The 23,108-nt window shown below is 68.8% G+C and carries 18 protein-coding genes, 1 tRNA gene and 1 pseudogene; 5 read left to right on the top strand and 15 right to left on the bottom strand.

Annotated elements, in window-relative coordinates; all coding sequences use genetic code 11:
* Positions 1 to 118 precede the first annotated feature (118 nt).
* The 7 genes and pseudogenes from Q0654_RS12760 to serC form a co-directional block, all read right to left on the bottom strand.
* Positions 119 to 436 (bottom strand): annotated as a pseudogene (locus Q0654_RS12760) (integration host factor subunit beta); the annotation flags it as partial.
* 176 nt (positions 437 to 612) lie between these two features.
* Positions 613 to 2,286, bottom strand: coding sequence for a 30S ribosomal protein S1 (rpsA, locus tag Q0654_RS12755; RefSeq protein ID WP_298854350.1), 1,674 nt, complete (start codon positions 2,284 to 2,286; stop codon positions 613 to 615).
* A 213-nt stretch (positions 2,287 to 2,499) separates the two neighbouring features.
* Positions 2,500 to 3,180: a (d)CMP kinase gene (gene cmk / locus Q0654_RS12750; RefSeq protein ID WP_298854348.1), complete on the bottom strand. Its 681-nt coding sequence runs from the start codon at positions 3,178 to 3,180 to the stop codon at positions 2,500 to 2,502.
* 42 nt (positions 3,181 to 3,222) lie between these two features.
* Entirely contained in the window at positions 3,223 to 4,515 is a 1,293-nt protein-coding gene (gene aroA / locus Q0654_RS12745) for a 3-phosphoshikimate 1-carboxyvinyltransferase (protein WP_298854443.1), read from the bottom strand.
* Between the two features lie 26 nt (positions 4,516 to 4,541).
* Positions 4,542 to 5,744, bottom strand: a complete 1,203-nt coding sequence (gene pheA, locus Q0654_RS12740; RefSeq protein ID WP_298854346.1) for a prephenate dehydratase — start codon at positions 5,742 to 5,744, stop codon at positions 4,542 to 4,544.
* The gene (locus Q0654_RS12735; RefSeq protein ID WP_298854344.1) at positions 5,744 to 6,904 is read right to left on the bottom strand and encodes a phosphoglycerate dehydrogenase; all 1,161 of its coding nucleotides are present in this window, start codon (positions 6,902 to 6,904) and stop codon (positions 5,744 to 5,746) included. Before Q0654_RS12735 ends, pheA begins: the two co-directional genes overlap by 1 nt.
* 183 nt (positions 6,905 to 7,087) lie before the next feature.
* Positions 7,088 to 8,173 carry a 3-phosphoserine/phosphohydroxythreonine transaminase gene (gene serC, locus Q0654_RS12730; RefSeq protein WP_298854343.1) on the bottom strand — a complete coding sequence of 362 codons (1,086 nt, stop codon included), beginning with the start codon at positions 8,171 to 8,173 and terminating at the stop codon, positions 7,088 to 7,090.
* Positions 8,174 to 8,261: 88 nt separating this feature from the next.
* Here serC and Q0654_RS12725 point away from each other — a divergent pair, with 88 nt between their 5' ends.
* Positions 8,262 to 9,311 carry a GGDEF domain-containing protein gene (locus tag Q0654_RS12725; protein ID WP_298854340.1) on the top strand — a complete coding sequence of 350 codons (1,050 nt, stop codon included), beginning with the start codon at positions 8,262 to 8,264 and terminating at the stop codon, positions 9,309 to 9,311.
* Positions 9,312 to 9,455: 144 nt separating this feature from the next.
* On the opposite strand, the gene ispG is transcribed toward Q0654_RS12725, so the two are convergent.
* The gene (ispG, locus tag Q0654_RS12720; protein WP_298854338.1) at positions 9,456 to 10,679 is read right to left on the bottom strand and encodes a flavodoxin-dependent (E)-4-hydroxy-3-methylbut-2-enyl-diphosphate synthase; all 1,224 of its coding nucleotides are present in this window, start codon (positions 10,677 to 10,679) and stop codon (positions 9,456 to 9,458) included.
* On the bottom strand, positions 10,680 to 12,365 hold the full coding sequence (locus Q0654_RS12715; protein ID WP_298854336.1) for a hypothetical protein: 1,686 nt from the start codon (positions 12,363 to 12,365) through the stop codon (positions 10,680 to 10,682). It abuts the gene before it with no gap.
* Between the two features lie 279 nt (positions 12,366 to 12,644).
* On the opposite strand from Q0654_RS12715, the gene xseA reads away from it, so the two are divergent.
* From xseA to Q0654_RS12695, 4 genes are read left to right on the top strand one after another with little or no spacing between them, the layout of a single operon-like run.
* A complete protein-coding gene (gene xseA, locus Q0654_RS12710; RefSeq protein ID WP_298854441.1) occupies positions 12,645 to 13,976 on the top strand; it encodes an exodeoxyribonuclease VII large subunit in 1,332 nt (443 codons plus the stop codon).
* Positions 13,977 to 13,985: 9 nt separating this feature from the next.
* The gene (locus Q0654_RS12705; RefSeq protein ID WP_298854334.1) at positions 13,986 to 14,597 is read left to right on the top strand and encodes an RNA polymerase sigma factor; all 612 of its coding nucleotides are present in this window, start codon (positions 13,986 to 13,988) and stop codon (positions 14,595 to 14,597) included.
* Positions 14,594 to 15,487, top strand: coding sequence for a hypothetical protein (locus Q0654_RS12700; protein WP_298854333.1), 894 nt, complete (start codon positions 14,594 to 14,596; stop codon positions 15,485 to 15,487). Before Q0654_RS12705 ends, Q0654_RS12700 begins: the two co-directional genes overlap by 4 nt.
* A complete protein-coding gene (locus Q0654_RS12695; protein WP_298854331.1) occupies positions 15,484 to 16,074 on the top strand; it encodes a YigZ family protein in 591 nt (196 codons plus the stop codon). The genes Q0654_RS12700 and Q0654_RS12695 overlap by 4 nt, the downstream gene beginning before the upstream one ends.
* A gap of 196 nt (positions 16,075 to 16,270) precedes the next feature.
* Here Q0654_RS12695 and truB read toward each other — a convergent pair whose 3' ends face one another.
* From truB to Q0654_RS12665, 6 genes are all read right to left on the bottom strand, one after another.
* Entirely contained in the window at positions 16,271 to 17,185 is a 915-nt protein-coding gene (gene truB / locus Q0654_RS12690) for a tRNA pseudouridine(55) synthase TruB (RefSeq protein ID WP_343230139.1), read from the bottom strand.
* A 4-nt stretch (positions 17,186 to 17,189) separates the two neighbouring features.
* Positions 17,190 to 17,534, bottom strand: a complete 345-nt coding sequence (gene rbfA, locus Q0654_RS12685; protein WP_298854329.1) for a 30S ribosome-binding factor RbfA — start codon at positions 17,532 to 17,534, stop codon at positions 17,190 to 17,192.
* Positions 17,535 to 17,684: 150 nt separating this feature from the next.
* Positions 17,685 to 20,432, bottom strand: coding sequence for a translation initiation factor IF-2 (infB, locus tag Q0654_RS12680; RefSeq protein ID WP_298854327.1), 2,748 nt, complete (start codon positions 20,430 to 20,432; stop codon positions 17,685 to 17,687).
* 111 nt (positions 20,433 to 20,543) lie between these two features.
* Entirely contained in the window at positions 20,544 to 22,031 is a 1,488-nt protein-coding gene (gene nusA, locus Q0654_RS12675) for a transcription termination factor NusA (protein WP_298854325.1), read from the bottom strand.
* Positions 22,032 to 22,106: 75 nt separating this feature from the next.
* Positions 22,107 to 22,676, bottom strand: a complete 570-nt coding sequence (rimP, locus tag Q0654_RS12670; RefSeq protein ID WP_298854323.1) for a ribosome maturation factor RimP — start codon at positions 22,674 to 22,676, stop codon at positions 22,107 to 22,109.
* 191 nt (positions 22,677 to 22,867) lie between these two features.
* Positions 22,868 to 22,944, bottom strand: a tRNA-Met gene (locus Q0654_RS12665).
* Positions 22,945 to 23,108 lie beyond the last annotated feature (164 nt).

Raw genomic sequence — 23,108 nt, 5'->3', positions numbered from 1 at the left:
TAGCGGGACGGCCCTGCGCAGGATCGCTGCGCGCAAAACCGGGACAGCGCGCGCCGAATGCGGCGCGGCGGACATCGCGGACTGCGGGAATCACGCCGCAGGCCGAAGGAGGCGGGTCTCAGAGCTTGGCGTTGCCGTCGTTGACGCGCTCGCGCAGCTCCTTGCCGGGCTTGAAGTGCGGCACGTACTTGCCCGGCAGGGCGACCGAATCGCCGGTCTTGGGATTGCGGCCCATGCGCGGCGGACGGAAATGCAGGCTGAAGCTGCCGAAGCCGCGGATCTCGATGCGCTCGCCCGTGGCCAGCGCCGTGCTCATCTGCTCCAGCAGGGTCTTCACCGCGAGGTCGACGTCGTCGGCCTTCAGATGGGACTGGTTGCGTGCCAGGGCTTCAATGAGTTCGGACTTGGTCATGGAGCAGCTCGAGTCTGGGCTGGCAAAGGCGCGAGCCGATTCAACCCTGGGCGCGACGAACGCACGTCACACCGGGAGCCCGACGGGCGCGAACGCCCGCCGGACCGGAAATCGAAAGGGTTCTCGCAGGGATGCGGGCGCACCTTCCGACAGCACGCCGCGGCTGCACCGGAAGGCGCAGCCGCGACGCGTGTTGGGGCTTAGTCGCCCTTGTTGCCCAGCTGCTCGCGCAGCAGCGCGCCCAGCTTGGTGGTGCCGCCGGCAGCGTTCTGGTACTCGTCCAGCACGTCCTGCAGGTCGGCCTCTTCCTTCGCGCGGATCGACAGCTGCAGGGTGCGGCCCTTGCGGTCCATGCCGATGAACTTGGCTTCGACGTTGTCGCCCACCTTCAGGTGCTGGGTGGCGTCGTCGATGCGCTCCTTGGCGATGTCCGAGGCGCGCAGGTAGCCCTCGATGCCGTCGGCCAGCTCGATGGTCGCGCCGCGCGCGTCCACTTCCTTGACCACGCCATTCAGGATGCTGCCCTTCGGATTGCCGGCCATGAACTGGCCGAACGGATCCTGCTCCAGCTGCTTGATGCCCAGCGAGATGCGCTCACGCTCGGGATCGACCGCCAGCACCACGGCTTCGACGTTCTCGCCCTTCTTGAAGTTGCGGACGATGTCTTCGCCGGTGGCGTTCCAGCTGATGTCGGACAGGTGCACCAGGCCATCGATGCCGCCGTCCAGGCCGATGAAGATGCCGAAGTCGGTGATCGACTTGATCTGGCCTTCGACCTTGTCACCCTTCTTGTGCATCGCCGCGAAGGCTTCCCACGGGTTCGAGGTGCACTGCTTGATGCCCAGCGAGATGCGGCGACGCTCTTCATCCACGTCCAGCACCATGACTTCGGCTTCATCGCCGACCTGCACGACCTTGGACGGGTTGACGTTCTTGTTGGTCCAGTCCATCTCGGACACGTGGACCAGGCCTTCGACGCCAGCTTCGATCTCGACGAAGCAGCCGTAGTCGGTGACGTTGCTGACCTTGCCGATGATGCGCGAGCCATTCGGGTAGCGGCGGGCGATGTTCTCCCACGGATCCTCGCCCAGCTGCTTCAGGCCAAGGCTGACGCGGTTGCGCTCGCGGTCGAACTTCAGCACGCGGACGTCCAGCTCGTCGCCGACGTTGACGACTTCGGACGGATGACGCACGCGCTTCCACGCCATGTCGGTGATGTGCAGCAAGCCGTCGATGCCGCCGAGGTCCACGAAGGCGCCGTAGTCGGTGAGGTTCTTGACCACACCCTTGACGACCGCGTTCTCCTGCAGGCGCTCCAGCAGCTGCTCACGCTCGGCGCTGTACTCGCTCTCGACCACCGCGCGGCGGGAGACGACGACGTTGTTGCGCTTGCGGTCGAGCTTGATGATCTTGAACTCGATGTCCTTGCCTTCCAGGTACACCGGGTCGCGCACGGGGCGCACGTCGACCAGCGAGCCCGGCAGGAAAGCGCGGACGTCCTTGATGTCGACGGTGAAACCGCCCTTGACCTTGCCGCTGATCCGGCCGGTGATGGTGGCATTGGCTTCGAGGGCTTCCTCGAGCTCGTCCCACACCAGCGAACGCTTGGCCTTCTCACGGGAGAGGACGGTCTCGCCAAAGCCGTTCTCGAGCGAGTCGAGCGCAACCTTGACTTCGTCGCCGACGGCGACTTCGAGCTCGCCCTGCTCGTTCTTGAACTGCTCGATCGGGACGATGCCTTCGGACTTCAGGCCTGCGTTGACGACAACCACGTCGGAGCGGATCTCGACGATGGTGCCGACGACAATGGCGCCCGGCTTGAGCTTGGAGAGCTTTTCGCTCTGCTCGAACAGTTCAGCAAAACTTTCGGTCATGGGGGTGAATTTCCAGGTTGGACACACGGCCTGACGCGCCAAAACTTGCGCCGGCCACCGGCTGTGCGACGGCCTCGGGTTCGACCCGACGGATCGGGACGGCCTTCGGACATCTGTGGGTTGACCCGTGCCTTCATGGCCCGGGGGTTCGGGTTTCCGCAGTCGGAAAAGTCGGGCGTTCCGGCGCGAAGCCAGCCCGCGATGCGGCGCCAATCAGCGCAGCACGGCGAGCACGCGTTCGATCACGGTGTCGACGGGAACGCCGGTGGAATCGATGAGGACCGCATCGGCTGCGGGCTTCAGGGGGGCCACGGTGCGTTCGGCATCACGCGCGTCGCGCGCGACAATCTCCTCCAGCAGACCGGCGAGTGTAACCGCGAGACCCTTATCCTTCAACTGCTTATAGCGACGCCCGGCGCGTTCGGCGGCGCTGGCGGTCAGAAAGACCTTGTAGGGGGCATCGGGGAAGATCACCGTGCCCATGTCGCGACCATCGGCCACCAGGCCCGGAGGCTGCCGGAACGCGCGCTGCTTGTCGAACAGGGCGGCACGCACCGGCGGCAGGGCGGCGATCGCCGAGGCAGCGGCTCCTGCCGTCTCGGTGCGAAGCTCGTCGGTCGCGTCGACGCCGTCGACGAACACCCGGGGCTCGCCGCTGTCGCGCTCCTCGAATCCGACCCGGGTCTCGCGCGCGCAGCGCTCCAGAGCCTCGGCATCGCTGAGATCCAGATCGTGCCAGCCCGCGGCCAGGCCCACGGCGCGGTACAGCGCGCCCGAATCGAGGAAATGCCAGCCCAGCTGCTTCGCCACCGCCCTCGCCACCGTGCCCTTGCCGGAGCCCGAGGGGCCATCGATGGTCAGGACGGGCGGCAGGGTCTGGGCGTTCGTGGTCATCCGCTCAGTTTAGCGGCTGGGGCGATGCCGGCCTAGCCGCGATCAGCCCGCGGTTTCGACCAGCTCAAAGCCGCAGCCCCGCGCCAGCTCAACGAAGCCCGGGAACGAGGTCGCCACGTTGGCGCAGTCCTCGATGCGCACTTCGCCCTGACTGCGCTGGCCGGCGATGGCGAAGCTCATGGCGATGCGGTGGTCGCCGCGGGCGTGGACCGTGCCGCCGCGCAGGGTGCCGCCTTCGATGATCGCCCCGTCGGAGCGCTCCTCGATGTGCGCCCCCAGCGCCAGCAGGCCCTCGGCCATACTGCGGATGCGGTCGGATTCCTTGACTCTGAGCTCGGCCGCACCGCTGACCGTGGTCACACCCTCGGCACAGGCCGCGGCGATGAAAAGGGCCGGGAACTCGTCGATCATGTCAGGTACGACGTGCTCGGGAATCACCGCGCCGCGCAGGCGCGCATGGCGCACGCGCAGATCAGCGACCGGTTCGCCGCCGTGCTCGCTGCGGTTCTCCAGCGTGATGTCCGCGCCCATCAGGCGCAGCGCCTCCAGCAGGCCGGTGCGGCGCGGGTTGATGCCAACCTGCTCGATCAGCAGATCGGAGCCCGGCACCAGGCTTGCGGCGACGATGAAGAAAGCCGCGGAGGAGAAGTCCGCCGGCACCTGCACATCGGTGGCGCGCAGGCGCTGGCCGCCACTCAGGCGCGCGCGGCCGGGCGCGAAATCGATGTCAACGCCGAAGGCCGTGAGCATGCGCTCGGTGTAGTCGCGGGTCGGGTGCGGCTCGATCGTCTCGGTTTCACCTTGCGCGTACAGACCGGCCAACAGCAGGGCCGACTTGACCTGTGCGCTGGCGACCGGCAGTTCGTAGCGGATGCCCTTGAGCGCGCGACCGCCGTGGATACGCAGCGGCGGGCGACCTTCTTCGGCGGTGTCGATCACGGCACCCATCTGCCGCAGCGGCAGCACCACGCGGTTCATCGGCCGCCGGGTCAGTGACTCATCGCCGACCAGTTCGCTGTCGAAGCCCTGCCCCGCCAGCAGGCCGGCGAGCAGACGCATGCCGGTGCCGGCATTACCGCAGTCGATGGCGGCAGCCGGGGCGGACAGCCCGTGCAGGCCGACGCCATGCACGACGCGGACGCTGGGCTCGGGCGCCTCCATGCGCACGCCCATCTGCGCGAACGCGCGCGCCGTGGCGCGGGTGTCCTCGCCTTCGAGGAAGCCGCTGATGTGGCTGACACCCTCGGCGAGCGAGGCCAGCATCACCGCGCGGTGGCTGACCGACTTGTCGCCGGGCACGCGGATGCGGCCCTGCAGGCCACGCGCCGCGCGCATGGCGAGATACACGCCCCCTGCCCCGCTCACAGCACCGCCACCGGATAGCTGCCGAGGATGCGCACCTGCGAGGCGAACTCGCCCAGCGCCGACAGCGCCGCACGCACCGGCGCGTCCTCGACGTGGCCGGCGATGTCGATGAAGAAGGCGTACTGCCACTTGCCCTCGTGCGAAGGCCGTGACTCGATGCGATTCATGCTCACGCCATGCTCGGCCAGCGGCCGCAGCACGTTGTAGAGCGCGCCGGGCTGGTCGCGCACGAACACCAGCAGGGAGGTGCGATCGTGGCCCGAGGGCGGGAACAGCTCGCGGCCGATCACCAGGAAGCGCGTGGTGTTGTCCGGTCGATCCTCGATCGGGCCAGCAACGACCTTGAGCCCGTACACATGCGCCGCCGACTCGCCCGCGATCGCCGCTGCATCGTCCGCCGTGCGTGCGCGCCGCGCGGCTTCGGCATTGCTGACCACCGGCAGCTTCTCGACCTTGGGCAGGTACTGGCGCAGCCAGGTCTTGCACTGGCCCAAGGACTGCGGATGCGAATAGATGCGCTCGATGTCCTCGATGCGGCCGGAGCGATTCAGCAGGTACTGGTGCACCCGCAGCTCGACCTCGCCGCAGATCTTCAGCTTCGAAGTCAGGAACATGTCCAGGGTCGACTGGATGGTGCCCTGGCCGGAGTTCTCGACGGGCACCACGCCGAAATCGGCGTTGCCGGCTTCGACCTCCTGAAAGACCTCCTCGATGCTGGAAAGCGGCATGCCGTGGGCCGAATGGCCGAAGTGCTTGTGCACGGCCTGCTGGCTGAAGGTGCCCTCAGGCCCGAGGAAGCCGATCCGCAGCGGCTCCTGCTGGGCGAGGCAGGCCGACATGATCTCGCGGAACAGGCGCACCAGGGTCTCGTCGTGCAGCGGACCGTCGTTGCGATCGACGACCTTGCGCAGCACCTGGGCTTCGCGCTCGGGCCGGTAGTAGTCGACCGCCGCTTTCAGGGGACCCTTGGCACGGCCGACCTGCTGCGCCCACTGTGCGCGCTCGGCGATCAGGTTCTGGATGCTCTGGTCGATGCTGTCGATGCGCTCACGCGCCTGCGCCAGCGCCGGCGGCAGCGCAGTCGATTCGGGCAGCTCGACCTTGGGCGCGCGCTTCGCTGCGGGCTTCGTCGCGGACTTCGATTTCTTCGGCGCGGCAGGCGGCTTGCCTCCCTGCCCCGCCTGCCTGCGCGTGGCCATCAGACCACCCGCACCGACAGGATGCCGTCGACCTGGGCGATCTTCGCCACCACCGCGGCGTCGACCGGCGAGTCGACGTCGAGCAGAGTGTAGGCCAGCTCGCCGCGCGAGGCGTTGTGCATCTGCGCGATGTTGAAGCCGGCCTCGCCCAGCAGGTGCGAAAGCTGGCCGATCATGTTCGGCCGATTGCGATTGGCGATGCACAGCCGCGCCTTGCCCTCGCGCGCCATGCGCGTGTTGGGGAAGTTCACCGAGTTCTGCACGTTGCCGTTCTCCAGGTAGTCGCGGATCTGGTCGGCGACCATGACCGCGCAGTTCTCTTCGGCTTCGGCAGTGGAGGCGCCGAGATGCGGCAGCGCGATGACGCGCGCATTGCCGACCAGATCGACGCTCGGGAAATCGCTGACGTAGTGGCCGATCACGCCGCTCTCCAGGCCCTGGCGCAGGGCCTGAGGATCGACGATGCCCTCGCGGGCGAAGTTAAGCAGCACCACGCCGCGACGGGCGGCTTCGAGCGCCGAAGCGCCGAAGATGCCGCGGGTGGCGTCATTCAGCGGCACGTGGAAGCTGATGAAGTCGGACGCCGCGAACAGCTCGTTCAGGCTGCCGGCCTTGACCACATCCGAGGACAGCTGCCAGGCGCCGTCGATGGTCATGTGCGGGTCGAAGCCGACCACGCGCATGCCCAGCGCGCGCGCGGCATTCGCCACCTTGACACCGATCGCGCCGAGGCCGATCACGCCGAGCGTCTTGCCGGCCAGCTCGAAGCCGGCGAAGCGCTTCTTCTCGGCTTCGATGGCGTGGTGCGGGTCGGCGTGCTCGCGAAGGCGGGCGACGAAGCCCAGGGCCTCGCTGATGTTGCGCGCGGCGAGCAGCATGCCGGCGATGACCAGCTCCTTGACCGCATTGGCATTGGCGCCCGGGGCGTTGAACACCGGCACGCCGCGCTCGCTCATGGCAGCCACGGGGATGTTGTTGGTGCCCGCACCCGCGCGACCGATGGCCTTGATCGAGCTCGGGATGTCGAGCTTGTGCATGTCGGCCGAGCGCACCAGCACCGCGTCGGGCTGGGCCATGTCGGTGGCGACTTCGTAGCGGTCGGCCGGCAGGCGGTCTAGGCCGATACGGCTGATGTTGTTGAGGGTCTGGATCTTGAACATGGGCGGGGACAGCCTGGCAGGAGAAAGACGGTGAGTCTCGACCCGCGCAGCGTGGTCCACGCTGCGCGCGGCCGGCAAAGGAGATTTCGGAACGAGACGCCGCGCGGCAGTCATCAAGGACCTGCGCGCGGCCTCGGTTTCCAGCGTGCGCGCGGCTCGGCGCCGCGCGCCGCTTCTACGACCTCAGCCGTGGCGCTTGGCGAAGTCGGCCATGAAGTCAACCAGGGCCTGCACGCCCTCGATCGGCATCGCGTTGTAGATCGAGGCGCGCATGCCGCCGACCGCTCGATGGCCCTTGAGCGCCAGCAGGCCTGCCGCTTCGGACTCCTTCAGGAAGGGCTTGTCGAGGGCTTCGTCGTGCAGGGTGAAGGGCACGTTCATCCACGAGCGCGCGGAGACTTCGACTGGATTGCGGTAGTAGCCCTTGGAGCCGTCGATCGCGGTGTAGAGCAGCTCGGCCTTGGCGCGGTTGCGCTCGGCCATGGCGGCGAGGCCACCCTGCTGCTTGAGCCACTTGAAGACGAGACCGGCCAGGTACCAAGAGAAGGTCGGTGGCGTGTTGAGCATGCTGCCGTCCTTGGCCTGGGCGGCATAGCTCAGCACCTTGGCGATGTTCGAAGGCGGCGACGGGATCAGGTCCTCGCGCACGATCAGAACCACCAGTCCGGAGGGGCCGATGTTCTTCTGCGCGCCGGCGTAGACGATGCCGTGGCGCGCGATGTCGATCGGTCGCGAAAGAATGGTCGAACTGAAGTCGCCCACCAGCGGCACGCCGCCGGTGTCCGGCGTCTCGTGGAACTCGACGCCGTGGATGGTCTCATTGGGGGTGTAGTGCACGTAGGCGGCATCGTCGCCGAGCTGCCACTCGCTGCGCGCCGGGATCGCGGTGAAGTTGCCGGCTTCCGAGCTGGCCGCCACGCGGGTCTTGACGTAGGGCTTGCCCTCGGACACCGCCTTCTGGCCCCAGGCGCCGGTGACGATGTAGTCGGCCGCGCGCTCGGGCGAGGCGATGTTCATCGGGATCTGGGCGAAGTGCTGGGTGGCGCCGCCCTGCAGGAACAGCACCTTGTAGTGGGTCGGCACCGCCAGCAGCTCGCGCAGGTCGCGCTCGGCCTCTTCGGCCGCCGCCACGAAGGCCGCGCCGCGGTGGCTGACCTCCATCACCGAGGCGCGCTCGCCGCCCCACTCCAGCAGTTCCTCCTGCGCCTGGCGCAGCACGGGTTCGGGCAGCGCGGCGGGGCCGGCGCTGAAGTTGAAGGTACGCGACATGCTCGGGGGCTCCGCTAGCTGGGAAGAAACCGTGAATCCGCCCGAGGCTAGCATGCTGCCCTGCAGCAAGAAAGGGCGGAACCGGGCCATGTGCGAACTCCGCCGACCCGGCGATCAGCGGCCCTGTCGACATCGGCCGGTGCGCCTCGCGGAACGCAGCGCAGGCGGCCATCACGCCAAGATTCTCGACGGCCATGAACCGGTGCTAACCTGCGTCGGATTCCGCCCCGGTGACCGCCTGCGCATGCCGCCGTCCTATGACAACCCCACCACCCAGCAGACGGCGCTCAGCCCGGGCCTGATCGCCCCCGCGCAGCGCGCGGCCTGCCTGGTGATCATCCACGGTGAGGGCCTGGGCAAGCGCGTGGACGTCGAGATCGATCGCGTGCTGGTCGGCCGCTCACCTGAGGCACGGCTGCATATTCCGCATCCCAGCGTGTCGCGGCGGCACTGCGAGGTCTGGCGGGAGGGCGATACCTATCGGGTCCGCGACCTCGGCGCGACCAACCAGACGCGGGTGAACGACCGCGCCTGCGCCGAGGCGATCCTGACCGACGGCGACCACATCACGGTCGGCGAGATCCTGCTGAAGTTCATCAGCCATGCCAGCCTGGAGGCGCGCTACCACGAAGAGGTCTACCAGCTGGCGACGCATGACCCGCTGACCGACCTCTACAACCGCCGCCACTTCGCCGAGCACGTCGACATTGAGATCGCCCGTGCGCTGCGCCACGGGCGACCGCTGAGCCTGTGCATCATCGACGTCGACCTGTTCAAGCCGGTCAACGACCGCTACGGACACATCGCCGGCGACAGCGTGCTGAAGCAGATGGCCTCGATCCTGCGCACCCAGGTGCGACGCGAGGACCTCGCCGCGCGCATCGGCGGCGAGGAGTTCGCGGTGCTGCTGCCGGAAACCGGCATCGAGGGCGCCCGCGAATTCGCGGAGCAGTTCCGCGGCGCCGTGGCCGGCACCCTGTTCCATCCGGGCGGCGAGGCGCAGCACATCACCGTCAGCGTCGGCGTCGCCGAAGCGCGCCCCGACCGCGGCGATCGCTCGCGCTTGATGCGTGCGGCCGATGCAGCCCTGTACCGGGCCAAGGACGAAGGGCGCAACCGGGTGTGCGTGGAGCCCTGACGGGCGGGGATTCGGGATTCGTCAGAGCCGGCAAGTCTCAGCCCAGCGCAAGACCCATCATCGACAAGACCACTCCGGGGCGCGGTCTTCAGCCTACCGAATGCGCTCTTTTGAATCCCGAATCCCGAATCCCCACTCACGGCTTCACAAGTAACGCCGCTCCACGTAGTCCTCGATGATCCCGATGAACTCGGCGACGATGTTGTCGCCCCGGAGCGTCGTCGCCTTCTCGCCGTCGATGAACACCGGCGCCACCGGAGCTTCGCCGGTGCCGGGCAGGGAGATGCCGATGTTGGCGTGCTTGCTCTCGCCGGGGCCGTTGACCACGCAGCCCATCACCGCCAGCGTGAGGTTCTCGACGCCGGGGTGCTTGAGCTTCCATTCCGGCATGCGTCCGCGGACGTGCTCCTGCACGTCCCTCGCGAGTTCCTGGAAGAACTCGCTGGTGGTGCGGCCGCAGCCCGGGCAGGCCGTAACCAGTGGAGTGAAAGCGCGCAGGCCCAGCGTCTGCAGCATCTCCTGCGCGACCACGACTTCGGTGGTGCGCGACTGTCCCGGCTCAGGCGTCAGCGACACGCGGATGGTGTCGCCGATGCCTTCCTGCATCAGGATGGCCAGCGCCGCGGTGGAGGCGACGATGCCCTTCGAGCCCATGCCGGCCTCGGTCAGGCCGAGATGCAGGGGAAAGCGCGAGCGCCTGGCCAGATCGCGGTAGACGGCGATCAGGTCCTGCACGCCGGAGACCTTGCAGGACAGGATGATGTTCTCGGGGGCCAGACCGATCTCGACCGCGCGCTCGGCCGAATCCAGCGCCGAGCGGATCAATGCCTCGCGCAGCACCCGCGCGGCGTCCCAGGGCTCGGCGCGCTCGGCGTTCTCGTCCATCAGCCGTGCGGCGAGATCCTGGTCCAGCGAGCCCCAGTTCGCACCGATGCGCACCGGCTTGCCGTAGCGGATCGCGAACTCGATGAGCTGGGCGAACTGGGTGTCGCGCTTGCGTCCGAAGCCGACATTGCCGGGGTTGATGCGGTACTTCGCCAGCGCCTCCGCACAGGCCGGCTCGTCCGCCAGCAGGCGATGGCCGTTGTAGTGGAAGTCGCCGATCAGCGGCACCTCGATGCCCATCATCGCCAGCCGGTCGCGGATGCGCGGCACCGCGGCCGCGGCTTCCGGCGTGTTGACGGTGATCCGCACCAGCTCCGAGCCGGCACGCCAGAGTTCACCCACCTGCCTGGTGGTCGCGGCCACGTCGGCGGTGTCGGTATTGGTCATCGACTGCACGACGATCGGCGCACCGCCGCCAACCTCGACACCGCCCACGCGGGCACGGAGCGTCTGCCGACGCTCGATCACTTGCAGTTCCGACATTCAGATCACCGGGGTTGCGGGCGGTTTGCTGCGCTCGGCCCGCAGCAGGACGTAGTCACCGGCCTGCTCGACGGCCGCGAGGCCGGCGAAGGATACCGCCTCGGTGCCAGGCGTGGCTTCCAGGTCATCCAGATCTTCTGGCAGGCCGGCGACCTCGATGCGCCCGGCCTGGGCATCGATCAGCGAGGGCGCCAGGAAGTGCGAGGCCTGATCGCCGGATTCGCGCAGCCAGCGCAGGGCGATGCCGCGCTGCGGTGACTTCGGCGTGCCCATCAGGTCCAGCGTGCGCAGACCGACCGCGAAGGCGCGACGGGCCAGCAGCTCGACGCCGGCGTCGACCGAACCATCGCCGTGGTAGCGCATCCAGCGCACCACGCCGACCATCCACAGGGGATCGTCCTCCTCGTGCGCAATGGTGAGGCCCAGCACTTCGCCGACGCGGATCCGGATACCGGCTTCGCGCGGCCACAGCAGGCGGTAGCCGCCCAGGCTCTGGTCGAGCACCTGCGAGCGCACCCGGCTGGCCTTGACCGTCTCCTGCGTGGCCTGTGCCCAGCTCGCGTGCGGCGCGGCGCCGACGCGATGACCGGTGACCTGGTGCATGAAGCTGTCGAAGTCTTGCTCGCCGGAAAGGAAGTAATGCAGGCCGGACAGGCCGATCACCGTATCCAGCGCATGGGTGGCACCCAGGCGACGGGCGCGCCGCGCGGCCGCCGTACCCCAGCCTGCGCGCAGGCGGCGCAGCAGCTCCGCCGGCGCATCCATGCTGCGCCGCTGGCGCTTGAGCTTCAGCAGCACCTGTTCGACGCCCGCGTTCTGCAGCGGCGCTTCCAGTACGGCCCGCAGCGGACCGAGATCGAGCCACAGCACCTGCTCGGCCGCACCCTCGCGCTCCTCGGGGATGTAGCCGGGACCGCGGTCGCTGGCCACCGGCACGGCGAAATCGCTCTCGCCGCCGCTGGCGTCTTTCAGCTCCAGCTCGCCGACCAGCTCGCGACAGATCGGCCACAGCTCGTGCTGCTCGCGCTGACTGAAGCGAAAGGGATTGGACAGCGCCAGCAGCACGGCCTGCAGGTAGATCTGCTCGATCGAACGGGCACCGCCTTCGGAGGCTTCGTTGACTGTCTTGGCGGCGAGGCCGGCGGCGCGCGCGAAGCGATGGACGGAGTGCAGGCCAAACCAGGCGCCGGGCAGCGGCATCCGGTACAGGAAGTAGCAGAGCGAAAGCATGCGCGCGTAGTGCAGGGCCGCACGCAGCAGGATCTGGCTGACCGCACCGCGACGCAGGAACGAGACCGAGCCCGTGGGCGCCAGCGTTTCGAAGGCCGCTGCGCGATAGCCATTGGCGAGTTCGCGGTGCAGATTCAGGCTGGCTTCGGCGGCCTGCGAGGCCTGGGGAGACAGCGGAAACGAGCTGGTCTGCAGCTGGCGGTCGAGGAACTGCAGGGCCTCCAGCACCGCCGGCCGCACCAGATCGAGGATGGCCGCGCGCTGGTTGCCGCCGAGCGCCCGCTGCCGCAGCTGGTTGAAGGCGTCAGCAAGACGTGCAAGCGTCACCTGTGGGTTCGCGCGCGGAAGCTCCTCTACCCAGCGGGCGACGGCCTTGGGCTCGGAAGGGAAGCTGCCGGAGGCGCTGTGGCTGCGCTCGGGAAGCTGCTCGCCCAACTGCTGATAGGGTTCTGACATGCCTGTCCTGATCCTCGTTGCCGGTGGCGGAGGCGAGGTCCGGCTGCCTCCGATCGCGGGGAACCGGCAGTCTAGCCGCATCCCGAATGCTGTGACGGCAGTCGCATGCAAAGTCGGGGCCGAATTGCCAGCACGGCCCGCGCCGGATCGCCGTCGCCCGCACGCCGCGAGCGGCCGAGTCCCGCGCCGCCCTCGCCCCTGCGGCCTGCCGGCACGCCGCGGCAGCAGGTAGCATGCCGATCCCGGTCGATGCACCGCCCTGCCCCTTGCGTGAGCGATTTGCAGAATTCTCCGACGCCCAGCCTGACGCCGAGCAGCCTGAACGCGATGGCCCGCGATCTGCTTGAGGGCGCGTTCCCGCTGGTCTGGGTCGAGGGTGAGCTGTCCGGCGTTTCGCGACCGGCCTCGGGCCACGTGTACTTCACCCTGAAGGACGCCCGCGCCCAGGTGCGCTGCGCCCTGTTCCGCCAGCGCAGCCTGCGTCTGCCCTTCGTGCCCGCGGACGGCCAGCAGGTGCGCGTGCGTGGCCGGCTCTCGCTGTACGAACCGCGCGGCGACTACCAGCTGATCGCCGACCACATGGAACCCGCCGGCGAGGGCGCCCTGCGACGCGCCTTCGAGGAGCTGCGCGCGCGGCTCGAAGCCGAAGGCTTGTTCGCCGCGGAGGCCAAGCGGGCGGTGCCCTCGCCGCCGCGACGTCTGGGTCTCGTCACCTCGCCGAGTGGCGCCGCCGTGCGCGACGTCTTGAGCGTGCTGTCCCGCCGCTTTCCGCTCGTCGAGGTGGAGATCCTGCCGGTGCTGGTGCAGGGCCGCGAGGCGCCGGCGCAGATGCGTGCGATGCTCGAACGCGCCGACGCCAGCGGCCGCTACGACGCCCTGCTGCTGACCCGCGGCGGCGGCTCGCTGGAGGATCTGTTCGCCTTCAACGACGAAGCGCTGGCCCGCTGCATCGCGCGCCTGCGTACGCCGCTGGTCTCCGCCGTCGGTCACGAGATCGACTTCAGCATCAGCGACTTCGTGGCCGACCTGCGCGCGCCCACGCCCTCGGCGGCTGCCGAGCTGCTGGTGCCGGACCGGGCCGACCTGGGCTCACAGCTGCGACGGCTTCGACAGCGCCTGCAGCTGCACCAGGCCCAGCTCGAACGCCGACTCGGGCAGCGCCTCGACCAGCTGGAGCTGCGCCTGCGCGCGCAGGCGCCAGCCCTGCGCCTGCAGCGCGTGCGTACGCGCCTGCAGCAGGCGGCAGCACGGCTCATGCAGTCCCAGCGGCGCAGCGAGGCCGAGCGGCGACGCAGCCTGCAGCAGCTGCGGCTGCGGCTGCAGCGCGCCACCCCCGCCCAGCGCCTGCGCCGGGAGCGCGAGCAGGGTGCAGAGCTGCTGCGGCGGCTGCGTGGCGGCGTCAGCCAGAACCTGCAGCGGCAGCGCCTGCGCTCCGGCCTGCTGGCGCGCACGCTGTCCGCGGTCAGCCCGCTGGCGACTCTGGGGCGCGGCTACGCGATCCTGCTGGATGCCGACAGCGGCAGCGTGGTGGCACGAGCCTCGGAGGCGCGTCAGGGCCAGGCCCTGCGGGCGCGGCTGGTCGACGGCGAACTCAAGCTGCGCTGCGAGTGAGCGGGCCGCATGCGCTTGCTGGATGACGCCACGCCACAAACCCTGCCGACCGAGGCTGCAGTGGCCGCACCCGAGGATGGCGAGCTGATGCGCCGCTTCGCCGCCGGCGATGTCGGCGCCTTCGAGCAGCTCTACAGCCGCCACAAGGGCGGGCTGATGCGCTTCCTGCAGCGCGGTCTGGGCCGTCGCGAGACCGCCGAGGAATGCTTCCAGGAGGTCTGGAGCCGGGTCATCGCCGCCCGCGACCGCTACCAGCCCGAGGCGCGCTTCGCGACCTGGCTGTACCAGATCGCCAACAACCTGCTGATCGACCAGTACCGCCGCCAGCGTCCCGAGCTGAACGTCGAAACCCTGCCTGAAGAGGCCGAACCCATCGACAACCCCATCGCCCCCGCTCCTGCGTTGTCGCCGGAGGACACCGTGGGCGCCTTCGAGGAAGCGCGACGGCTGCAGCAGGCGCTGGCCGAGCTGCCCGACGAGCAGCGCATCGCCGTGCAGCTGCGTCTGGAGCAGGAGCTGAGCCTCGAAGAAATCGGCGCGATCACCGGCGCCGGCCGAGAAACCGTCAAGTCCCGGCTGCGCTACGCGCTGGACAAGCTCAAGGACCGCCTGCGTCGATGAACACGCCCACCACACCCTCCGGCAACGGGCCCGATCCCAGGCACGCGCCGCTGGACGCCGACGAGGCGCGGCTCGCCGCAGCGCTGGATGCGCTGCCGGGCGGCGGACCCTCGGCGGCGCTCGATGCCCGCATCCTGGCGATGGCACGCGAAGCCGTCGCACCGCCGGCCTCCGCGCGCGGCGCGGCGACTTCATCACTGCGCCCGCGTCCGCGACGCCGTTCGTCCGCACTGTGGTGGCTCGGCTCGGCAGCCGGCGCGGTGATGGCTGCGGGTATCGGCTGGCAGATCAGCGGGCTTCGGACTGCCGCGCCGGACGGCGCTGACCGGGCCTCGACCGCCGCATCGCGCCCGGCCGCGCCGCGCGAGGGGGACATGGAAGTCGTGATCATTCCGCGCAGCGCTTCCGAAACCAAAGCGTCGACAGTGTCCGAGAGCGCGAACAGCGCGGCACCTGTCGCCGCCGAGCGCGCAGCGCCGGCGGAGCACCCCTCGCGCCAGCGTGAAGCCGACAGTCGCGAGGCGCCTGCCGCGATCCAGCCGGTCGCACCTCCGGCGCCGGCCATGGCCCCGAGCCCGCAGCCCACGCCAAGCCCCGGCGCCGTGCTGGATATTCAGCGGCAAGAGGCGCCAGCGGCGGGGGTCGGCGTCGAAGTCGGCGAACAGCCACAGCTGGATCGCATCGAGGTGACGGGCTCGCGCATCAGCGGCTTTCCGCCGGTCGTGCAGGATTTCCGGCTGTCGCCGGAGGACTGGCTGCAGAGGATCCGCGATCGTCGCGACAGCGGTGACCTCGACTCGGCACGTCGCAGCGTCCGCGAGTTCGTGCGCGCGCACCCGCACCGCGTGCTGCCCAAGGACCTGCGGCAGCTGCTCAACGAGACTCCGTGAGCACGCAGACGCTCGCCGCACCAGCCCGGCTGGAGCAGGAGATCAAGCGCAGCCGCTTCCTCTGCCGAGCGGCGCCGGTCGACAACGCGGAGGCCGCGCTTGGATTCCTGCGCGACGTTGCAGACCCCGGCGCCACCCACAACTGCTGGGCCTTCCGCATCGGTGAGCTGTACCGCTCCTCCGACGATGGAGAGCCGGCCGGAACAGCCGGCCGACCCATCCTCGCCGCCATCGACGGCCAGGGCCTGGACGGCGTGGTCGCCGTAGTCACGCGCTGGTATGGCGGCATCAAGCTCGGCGCCGGCGGCCTCGCGCGCGCCTACGGCGGCTGCGCCGCGGAATGCCTGCGGCTGGCGGAGCGCATCACCGTGCTGCCGATGCGAGTGATCGAGCTGCACTGCGGCTTTCCTGACCTTGGCGAAGTGCACGGACTGATGAGCCTGTTCGCCGCGGACAAGCTCCACGAGGGCTTTGATTCCGAGGGCGTGGATCTACGCCTGCGCCTGCGCGCGGATCAGGTCGACGCCTTTGCCCACGCGCTGCGCGAGCACAGCCGGGGTCGCCTGGCGCTGAAGTCGATTTCCTAGGGCAAGGCTGAAGAATTCAGCGTTGTCGCGCGCCATGGAGGGCGCGCCCGCGGAGCGAGCACGCAAGTGCTTGATCCAGCGTAAGCGGGTCCGGGCCTGTGCCAGACTCGCGACCACTGATCAAGGTCGGGATGGACATGATCAGTGTTGCCTCAGGGCAAGGCGACGCGGTGACCGCCTGCGTCCGCAGCCCACCTCAGCCTGCCAGGAACACCCGCGTGGAGGCGAGCAGACCGCCGTCCAGGCGCTCGACCAGGGCAACTGCACGACTGTCCTCGCCGTAGGCCGCATGCAGGCCTGAGGCCAGCCCCTCGAAGCCGGGCAAGCGCTGGCCGCGGCGCAGCTGGTGTACCTGGGTGGCATCGAGAGTGACGCGCGGGAAGCTCACGAGGCCAGCCTCCAGCGGCAGCAGCCAAGCCACGTCTGGCGCATGCGCGGCGTCAGCCGCGATCTGCTCAAGGCTGAGCATGGCCGGCTCACGGAAGGGATCCACCCAGAGTCGACGGAGCTCGGCGACATGCGCGCCGCAACCCAGCGCTTCGCCGAGGTCGCGGACCAGGGAACGCACATAGGTGCCGGAACCGCACTCCACGTGCAGGCGCAGCCGCAGGCCATTGATGGCGATCAGCTCGAATCGATCCACCTGCACCGGTCGCGCTTCCAGCTCGATCTGCTCGCCGCGGCGGGCACGCGCATACAGCGGCTCACCGCCGCGCTTGAGCGCCGAGTAGATCGGCGGCACCTGCTGGATCGCGCCGCGCAGCGGCGCCAGGGCAGCTTCGATCCGCGCTGCGCTCAGCTCCGGTACGGAGCGCTCGCGCAGCGGCTGTCCATCGGCGTCGTCGGTGTCAGTCGTGCGACCCAGCACGGCCACGGTCTCGTAGGCCTTGGACGCACCCAGCAGCTGGCCGGCGATCTTGGTGGCTTCACCGAAGCACAGCGGCAACAGGCCGGTGGCCAGAGGATCCAGAGCGCCCGTATGGCCGCCCTTCTCGGCGCGCAGAAGATGTCGCACGCGCTGCAGGGCCTGGTTGGAGGACAGTCCGGCCGGCTTGTCGAGCAGGACGATGCCGTCCAGCCGACGCCAGACCGTGCGCGCCTGACGCGACATCGGCTTACTCGGGTCCGCGCAACAGCGCTTCGATGCGCTCGCCGCGGTCGACCGAATCGTCGTAATGGAAGTGCAGCTCGGGCACGGACCGCATGCGGATGCGCTTGCCAAGCTCGAATCGCATCTCCTTGGCCAGCTCCTTCAGCGCCTTCAGGGCTTGCTTGGCGCTCTCGGGCTGCAGCGCGGTGAAGTACACCTTGGCATGCGCCATGTCGCGGGTCACCTCGACATCGGACACGCTGACCGAGGGCAGCCCGTGTTCGCGCACGGCCTCATGCACCAGCTGGCCGATATCGCGGCGAAGCTGGGCGGAGACGCGGTCAGTGCGATGGAAGCTCTTGGTCGCCATATCTCTCTTCTCAGGAAGCGCTTACGGTTTTGAGACCGGGAGACGGAACATGCGCGAACATCGCCGCGCAGCTCCGGAGCCACCTGTGACGTCCCGGCACGCGTAGCCGTGCCAGCGTCAAACCCCAATCCCGAATCCCGAATCCCGGCCTCAAAGCGTGCGCTGGACTTCGATACGCTCGTAGCACTCGATCTGGTCGCCGGGCTTGACGTCGTTGTACTGCTTCACCGCGATGCCGCACTCGGTGCCGATTCGGACCTCGTCGACGATTTCCTTGAAGCGGCGCAGCGATTCGAGTTCGCCCTGGAAGATCACGGTGTTGTTGCGCAGCACGCGGATCGGCTTGTTGCGGCGGACCACGCCCTCGATGACCATCGAACCGGCGACCGCACCGAACTTGGAGCTGCGGAAGACTTCGCGGACCTCGGCGGTACCGATGATCTCTTCGCGGATCTCCACGCCGAGCAGACCGGACGCAACCTGCTTCACCTGGTCGATCACGTCGTAGATGATCGAGAAGTAACGCAGATCCAGGCCATTGGCCTCGATGACGCGGCGGGCAGCAGCGTCAGCGCGGACGTTGAAGCCGATGACCACGGCCTTCGAGGCGGCAGCGAGGGTGGCGTCGGATTCGTTGATGCCGCCCACGCCGGACGCGATCACGTTGATGCGGATCATGTCGTTGGAGAGGCTGGTCAGCGAGTCGCGCAGGGCTTCCACCGAGCCCTGGACATCCGCCTTGACCACCAGGTTCAAGGTCTGCTGGCCTTCGCCCTGGCCCATCTGGGCCATGATGTCTTCCATGCGGTTGCCGGCCTGCTTGACCAGACGCGACTCGCGCTTCTTGGCCTCGCGCTGCTGGGCGACGTCCTTTGCGAGGCGCTCGTCCTCGACGACCACGAAATCGTCGCCCGCATCCGGCACGCCGGACAGACCGAGGATGACCACCGGAATCGAAGGCGTCGCCGCCTCGACCTGGCGGCCGGCCTCGTCGAACAGCGCGCGCACGCGGCCGTACTGGGTGCCGCAGACCACGAAGTCGCCCTTCTTCAGGGTGCCGGCCTGGACCAGGACGGTCGCCACCGGGCCGCGGCCCTTGTCCAGCGAGGACTCGATGACGGCGCCGTTGGCGCGCCCATCGACCACTGCGCGCAGCTCCATGACTTCGGCCTGGATCGAGATCGCATCCAGCAGGGTGTCGATGCCCATGCCGGTCTTGGCCGACACCGGCACGAACTGGGTGTCGCCACCCCACTCTTCCGGGATGACCTCGTGATTGGCCAGGCCCTGCTTGACGTTGTCCGGGTTGGCGTCGGACTTGTCCATCTTGTTGATGGCCACGATGAGCGGCACGCCAGCCGCCTTCGCATGCTTGATGGCTTCCACCGTCTGCGGCATCACGCCGTCGTCGGCGGCGACCACCAGCACCACGATGTCGGTGAGCTTGGCGCCGCGCGCGCGCATCTGGGTGAAGGCGGAATGGCCGGGCGTGTCGAGGAAGCTGATGACACCCTTCGGCGTTTCGACGTGGTAGGCACCGATGTGCTGGGTGATGCCACCGGCTTCGCCGGACGCCACGCGGGTACGGCGGATGTGGTCGAGCAGCGAGGTCTTGCCGTGGTCGACGTGGCCCATGATGGTCACCACCGGCGGACGCAGCTCGCCTTCGCCGGTCTGCTCGACGTGGGCGATCAGCGCGTCTTCGACATCGTTCTCGCTGGCGCGCACTGCGGTGTGGCCGAGCTCCTCGACGACCAGCACGGCCGTGTCGTGGTCGATGGTCTGGTTGATCGTGGCCATCACGCCCATCTTGAACAGGGCCTTCACCACCTCGGCGCCCTTCATCGCGAGCTTCTGCGCCAGGTCGGCGACGACAATCGTGTCGCCGATCGCGACCTCGCGGGTCATCGGCGCGAGCGGGCGCGAGAAGGCATGGCTGCCGCCGCCGGAGCGCGAGGCTTCCTGGCGACGCTGGCCGGGCTTCTTGCGCGCGCCGCGGCGCGCCATGCCGGCGTCCGACAGATGCAGTTCACCGCGGCCGAAGCGCGACGCGGCATCATCGCCACCGGGGCGGGCGGGCGCACCACGGGCCGGACGGGCGCGGCGATCGTCACGCCCACGAGCCGGGCCGGCAGGCGGAGGCGGCGCGGCACCGGGACCCGGGCCCGAGGGGCGCATGCCGGGACGCGGCGGTGCACCCGCCGGACGCGGAGCCCCGGGCCCTGAGGGCGCACCCGTACGCATCGGCGGGCGCGACGAGGGGCTGTCGCTGCGCGGAGCAGGACGCGAGGTGGGCGCGCTCGGCGCAGGCGATCGCACGGACGGCGTGGAGGCCGCGGGAGCCACCGCCGCCGGCGTCTGCACTGCCGGGGCAGGCTCGGGGACGGGCGCGCTGGCTTCCACCGCGGCAGGCGCCTCGGCGGCGCGGCGGCGCGCTTCCTCTTCCTCGCGCTGGCGCTCGGCCTCGGCGGCCTTGCGCTGCTCGGCCTCGATACGGGCGGCCTCTTCGGCCTCCTGTCGCGCCTGCGACTCGGCCAGCAGGCGCTGGGCCTCTTCGCGGCCCGGATCCTCACTGGTGGAGATTTCGCTGCGCTTGACGTAGGTGCGCTTCTGGCGCACTTCGACGTTGACCGTGGTCTTCTGCTTGCCGGCAGCGACCGTGATCTCTTCGACCTTGCGGCGCTTCAGCGTGATCTGGCGCGGCGCGGAGGCCTCTTCGGCGGGCTCGGTCTTGCCATGGGTACGGCGCAGGAAGCCCAGCAGCTTCATCTTCTCCGCGCTGGTCACCACCTGGTCGGGCCCGCTGAAGCTCATGCCGGCCTCGGCGAGCTGCTCAAGGAGCTTCTCGACCGGGGTTCCCGTCAATTTTGCGAGGGTACGAACTGTAACTTCCGACATGTGGCTTCCTAAAATTCATGGGCCCGGCCGAGCACCGCGCACGGGCGTCAAGCCGGTAATTCTACCCCGTGGCTGACGGGCGCGCTGCTCGCGCACCCGCCTCTCGGGTGTTCATTCGAACCAGTGCTTGCGTGCTTCCATGATCAGGGCGGCGGCGCGCTCGTCATCCAGCCCCTCGATGTCGCTGATCTCATCGACCGCCATTTCCGCCAGATCGTCGCGCGTCGCGATGCCGCGCGCGGCCAGCGCGTAGGCGATCGCGTCGTCCATCCCGTCCAGGCCCAGCAGGTCTTCAGCCGGCTTGTGCTCTTCAAGCTGCTCCTCGGCCGCAAGGGCCTCGGTCAGCAGGGCGTCGCGGGCACGCGCTCGCAGCTCCTCGACGACGTCCTCGTCGAAACCTTCCACCGCCAGCAGCTCGGCCGCCGGCACGTAGGCGATTTCCTCCAGCGTGCTGAAGCCCTCGCTGACCAGGATGCCGGCGATTTCCTCGTCGACCTCCATGCGGTCCATGAACAGCTTGCGCGCGGTGGCCTGTTCGGCCTCGCTCTTGGCAGCGACCTGGTCCTGGGTCATCACGTTGAGCTGCCAGCCGGTCAGCTTCGAGGCCAGGCGCACGTTCTGGCCGCCCTTGCCGATCGCCTGCGCCAGCTTGTCTTCGGCGACGGCGATGTCCATCGAGTGGCGCTCCTCGTCGACGATGATCGATTGCACCTCGGCCGGCGCCATCGCGTTGATGACGAACTGGGCGGGATTTTCACTCCACAGCACGATGTCGATGCGCTCGCCGTTCAGCTCGTTGCTTACGGCCTGCACGCGCGAACCGCGCATGCCGATACAGGCGCCGATGGGATCGGTGCGGGTGTCGTGGGCGATCACCGCGATCTTGGCGCGATCGCCCGGATCACGCGCCGCGCCCTTGATCTCGACCAGGCCCTGGCCCACTTCCGGCACTTCGAGCTTGAACAGGGCCATCATGAATTCGGGCGCAGCGCGGCTGACGAACAGCTGCGGGCCACGCGCCTCGGTACGCACGTCATACAGATAGCCACGCACGCGGTCGCCGGGGCGCAGGGTGTCGCGCGGGATCGACTTGTCCTTCGAGATGAAGGCCTCGGCGTTGCCACCGAGATCGATGTAGATATTGCCGCGCTCGACGCGCTTGACGATGCCGGTGATCAGCTCGCCGACGCGATCCTTGAACGCATCCACCACCTGCGCGCGCTCGGCCTCGCGCACGCGCTGCACGATCACCTGCTTCGCAGCCTGCGCGGAGATGCGGCCGAAGTCGACGTTCTCGACCTGCTCCTCGATGAAGTCGCCAACCTGGGCGTCGGCCTTGATGTCGACCGCGTCCATCAGACGGATCTGGTGGTGCGGCGACTCCATCACCACATCGTCGGCGACGACTTCCCACATACGGAAAGTCTCGTAGTTGCCGGTGGCACGGTTGATGGACACGCGCATCTGCACGTCCTCTTCCGGATACTGCTTCTTCGCAGCGGACGCCAGCGCGGCTTCAAGCGCGTCGAAGATGACGCCGCGATCGACGCCCTTCTCGTTGGCAACGGCTTCGGCAACCAGCAGCAGTTCTTTGCTCATCGTCGTGTCTCCGGCACGTGGGAGGTGCCTGGGGGGCGGAAAGTGGGTGGGAGTCAGCAGGTCCGTGCGCGGCGCTCAGCGGCCACGGCCAGGGCGTCGGGGCGCCGGCTTGGCGTCGGGATCGTCGTAGATGGATGCCTCGGGCGCATCCGCGTCCGCTGCGGCCTCGGACGGCTGTCCAAGCGCCGAGTAGTCCGGCACCAGCCGGGCCTTGGCGATGTTGTCGTGGGCAAGCCGGAACTCTTTGCCATCCTGCTCCACCACGATGGTGTCGCCGTCGACCGCGCGCAGCGCGCAGGTGAAGCGGCGGCGGCCGTCCTGCGGCAGGTGCAGGGTGATCTTGGCCTGCTGTCCGAGGAAGCGCTCGAAGTGCGAAGGCTTGAACAGCGGCCGGTCGAAGCCCGGCGAAGATACTTCGAGCACGTAGTTGCCCTGGATCGGGTCGTTGACGTCGAGCTGGGCGCTGACCTCGCGGCTCACAGCCTCGCAGTCCTCGAGCGTCACGTAGCGATCCTGTGCATCGATGTACAGCCGCAGCACGCTGCGATGGCTGCTCGGCGCATACTCGATGCCCAGCAGCTCAAGGCCCAGGCTTTCAATCGCCGGGCCCATCAAGGCTTCGAGTTCAAGATTGGTCTGGGACATGGGCGCAGCATCCTTGGATCTCGCACGCGCTCGCAGCCAGGCGGAGCGCAGCCAGGGCACAGGGCCCTGTCCAAGACACCGGAGCCTCGCCGGACAACCTCACCGACGCTGCGGGCCCGAAAATGAAAGAGCCTCACGGGGAGGCTCTTTGCAATGCAGCAGAAAGATAAGACCTTTCACTGCTTCACTGATGGTAGCGGGGGCAGGATTTGAACCTGCGACCTTCGGGTTATGAGCCCGACGAGCTGCCAGACTGCTCCACCCCGCATCAGTCAGACGCCCAGTATAAAGAGCGTTTGCGTGCAGCGCAACAGGGATCGCTGAAGATCTTTGTGTTGCCGTGTTTCCGAGGCTCCGGAGAGCAACGGTGACAAGTCTGTTGATGCGCGCCCAAAATTGACCACCCCTGCGCGTTGAAAATTGACCAGGGCA

The sequence above is a fragment of the uncultured Aquimonas sp. genome (assembly GCF_937888285.1).
In the GTDB taxonomy this organism is placed as follows: Bacteria; Pseudomonadota; Gammaproteobacteria; order Xanthomonadales; family Xanthomonadaceae; genus Aquimonas.
Note: the sequence above shows the minus strand (reverse complement) of the source record. Positions and strands in the feature narration are given on the sequence as shown.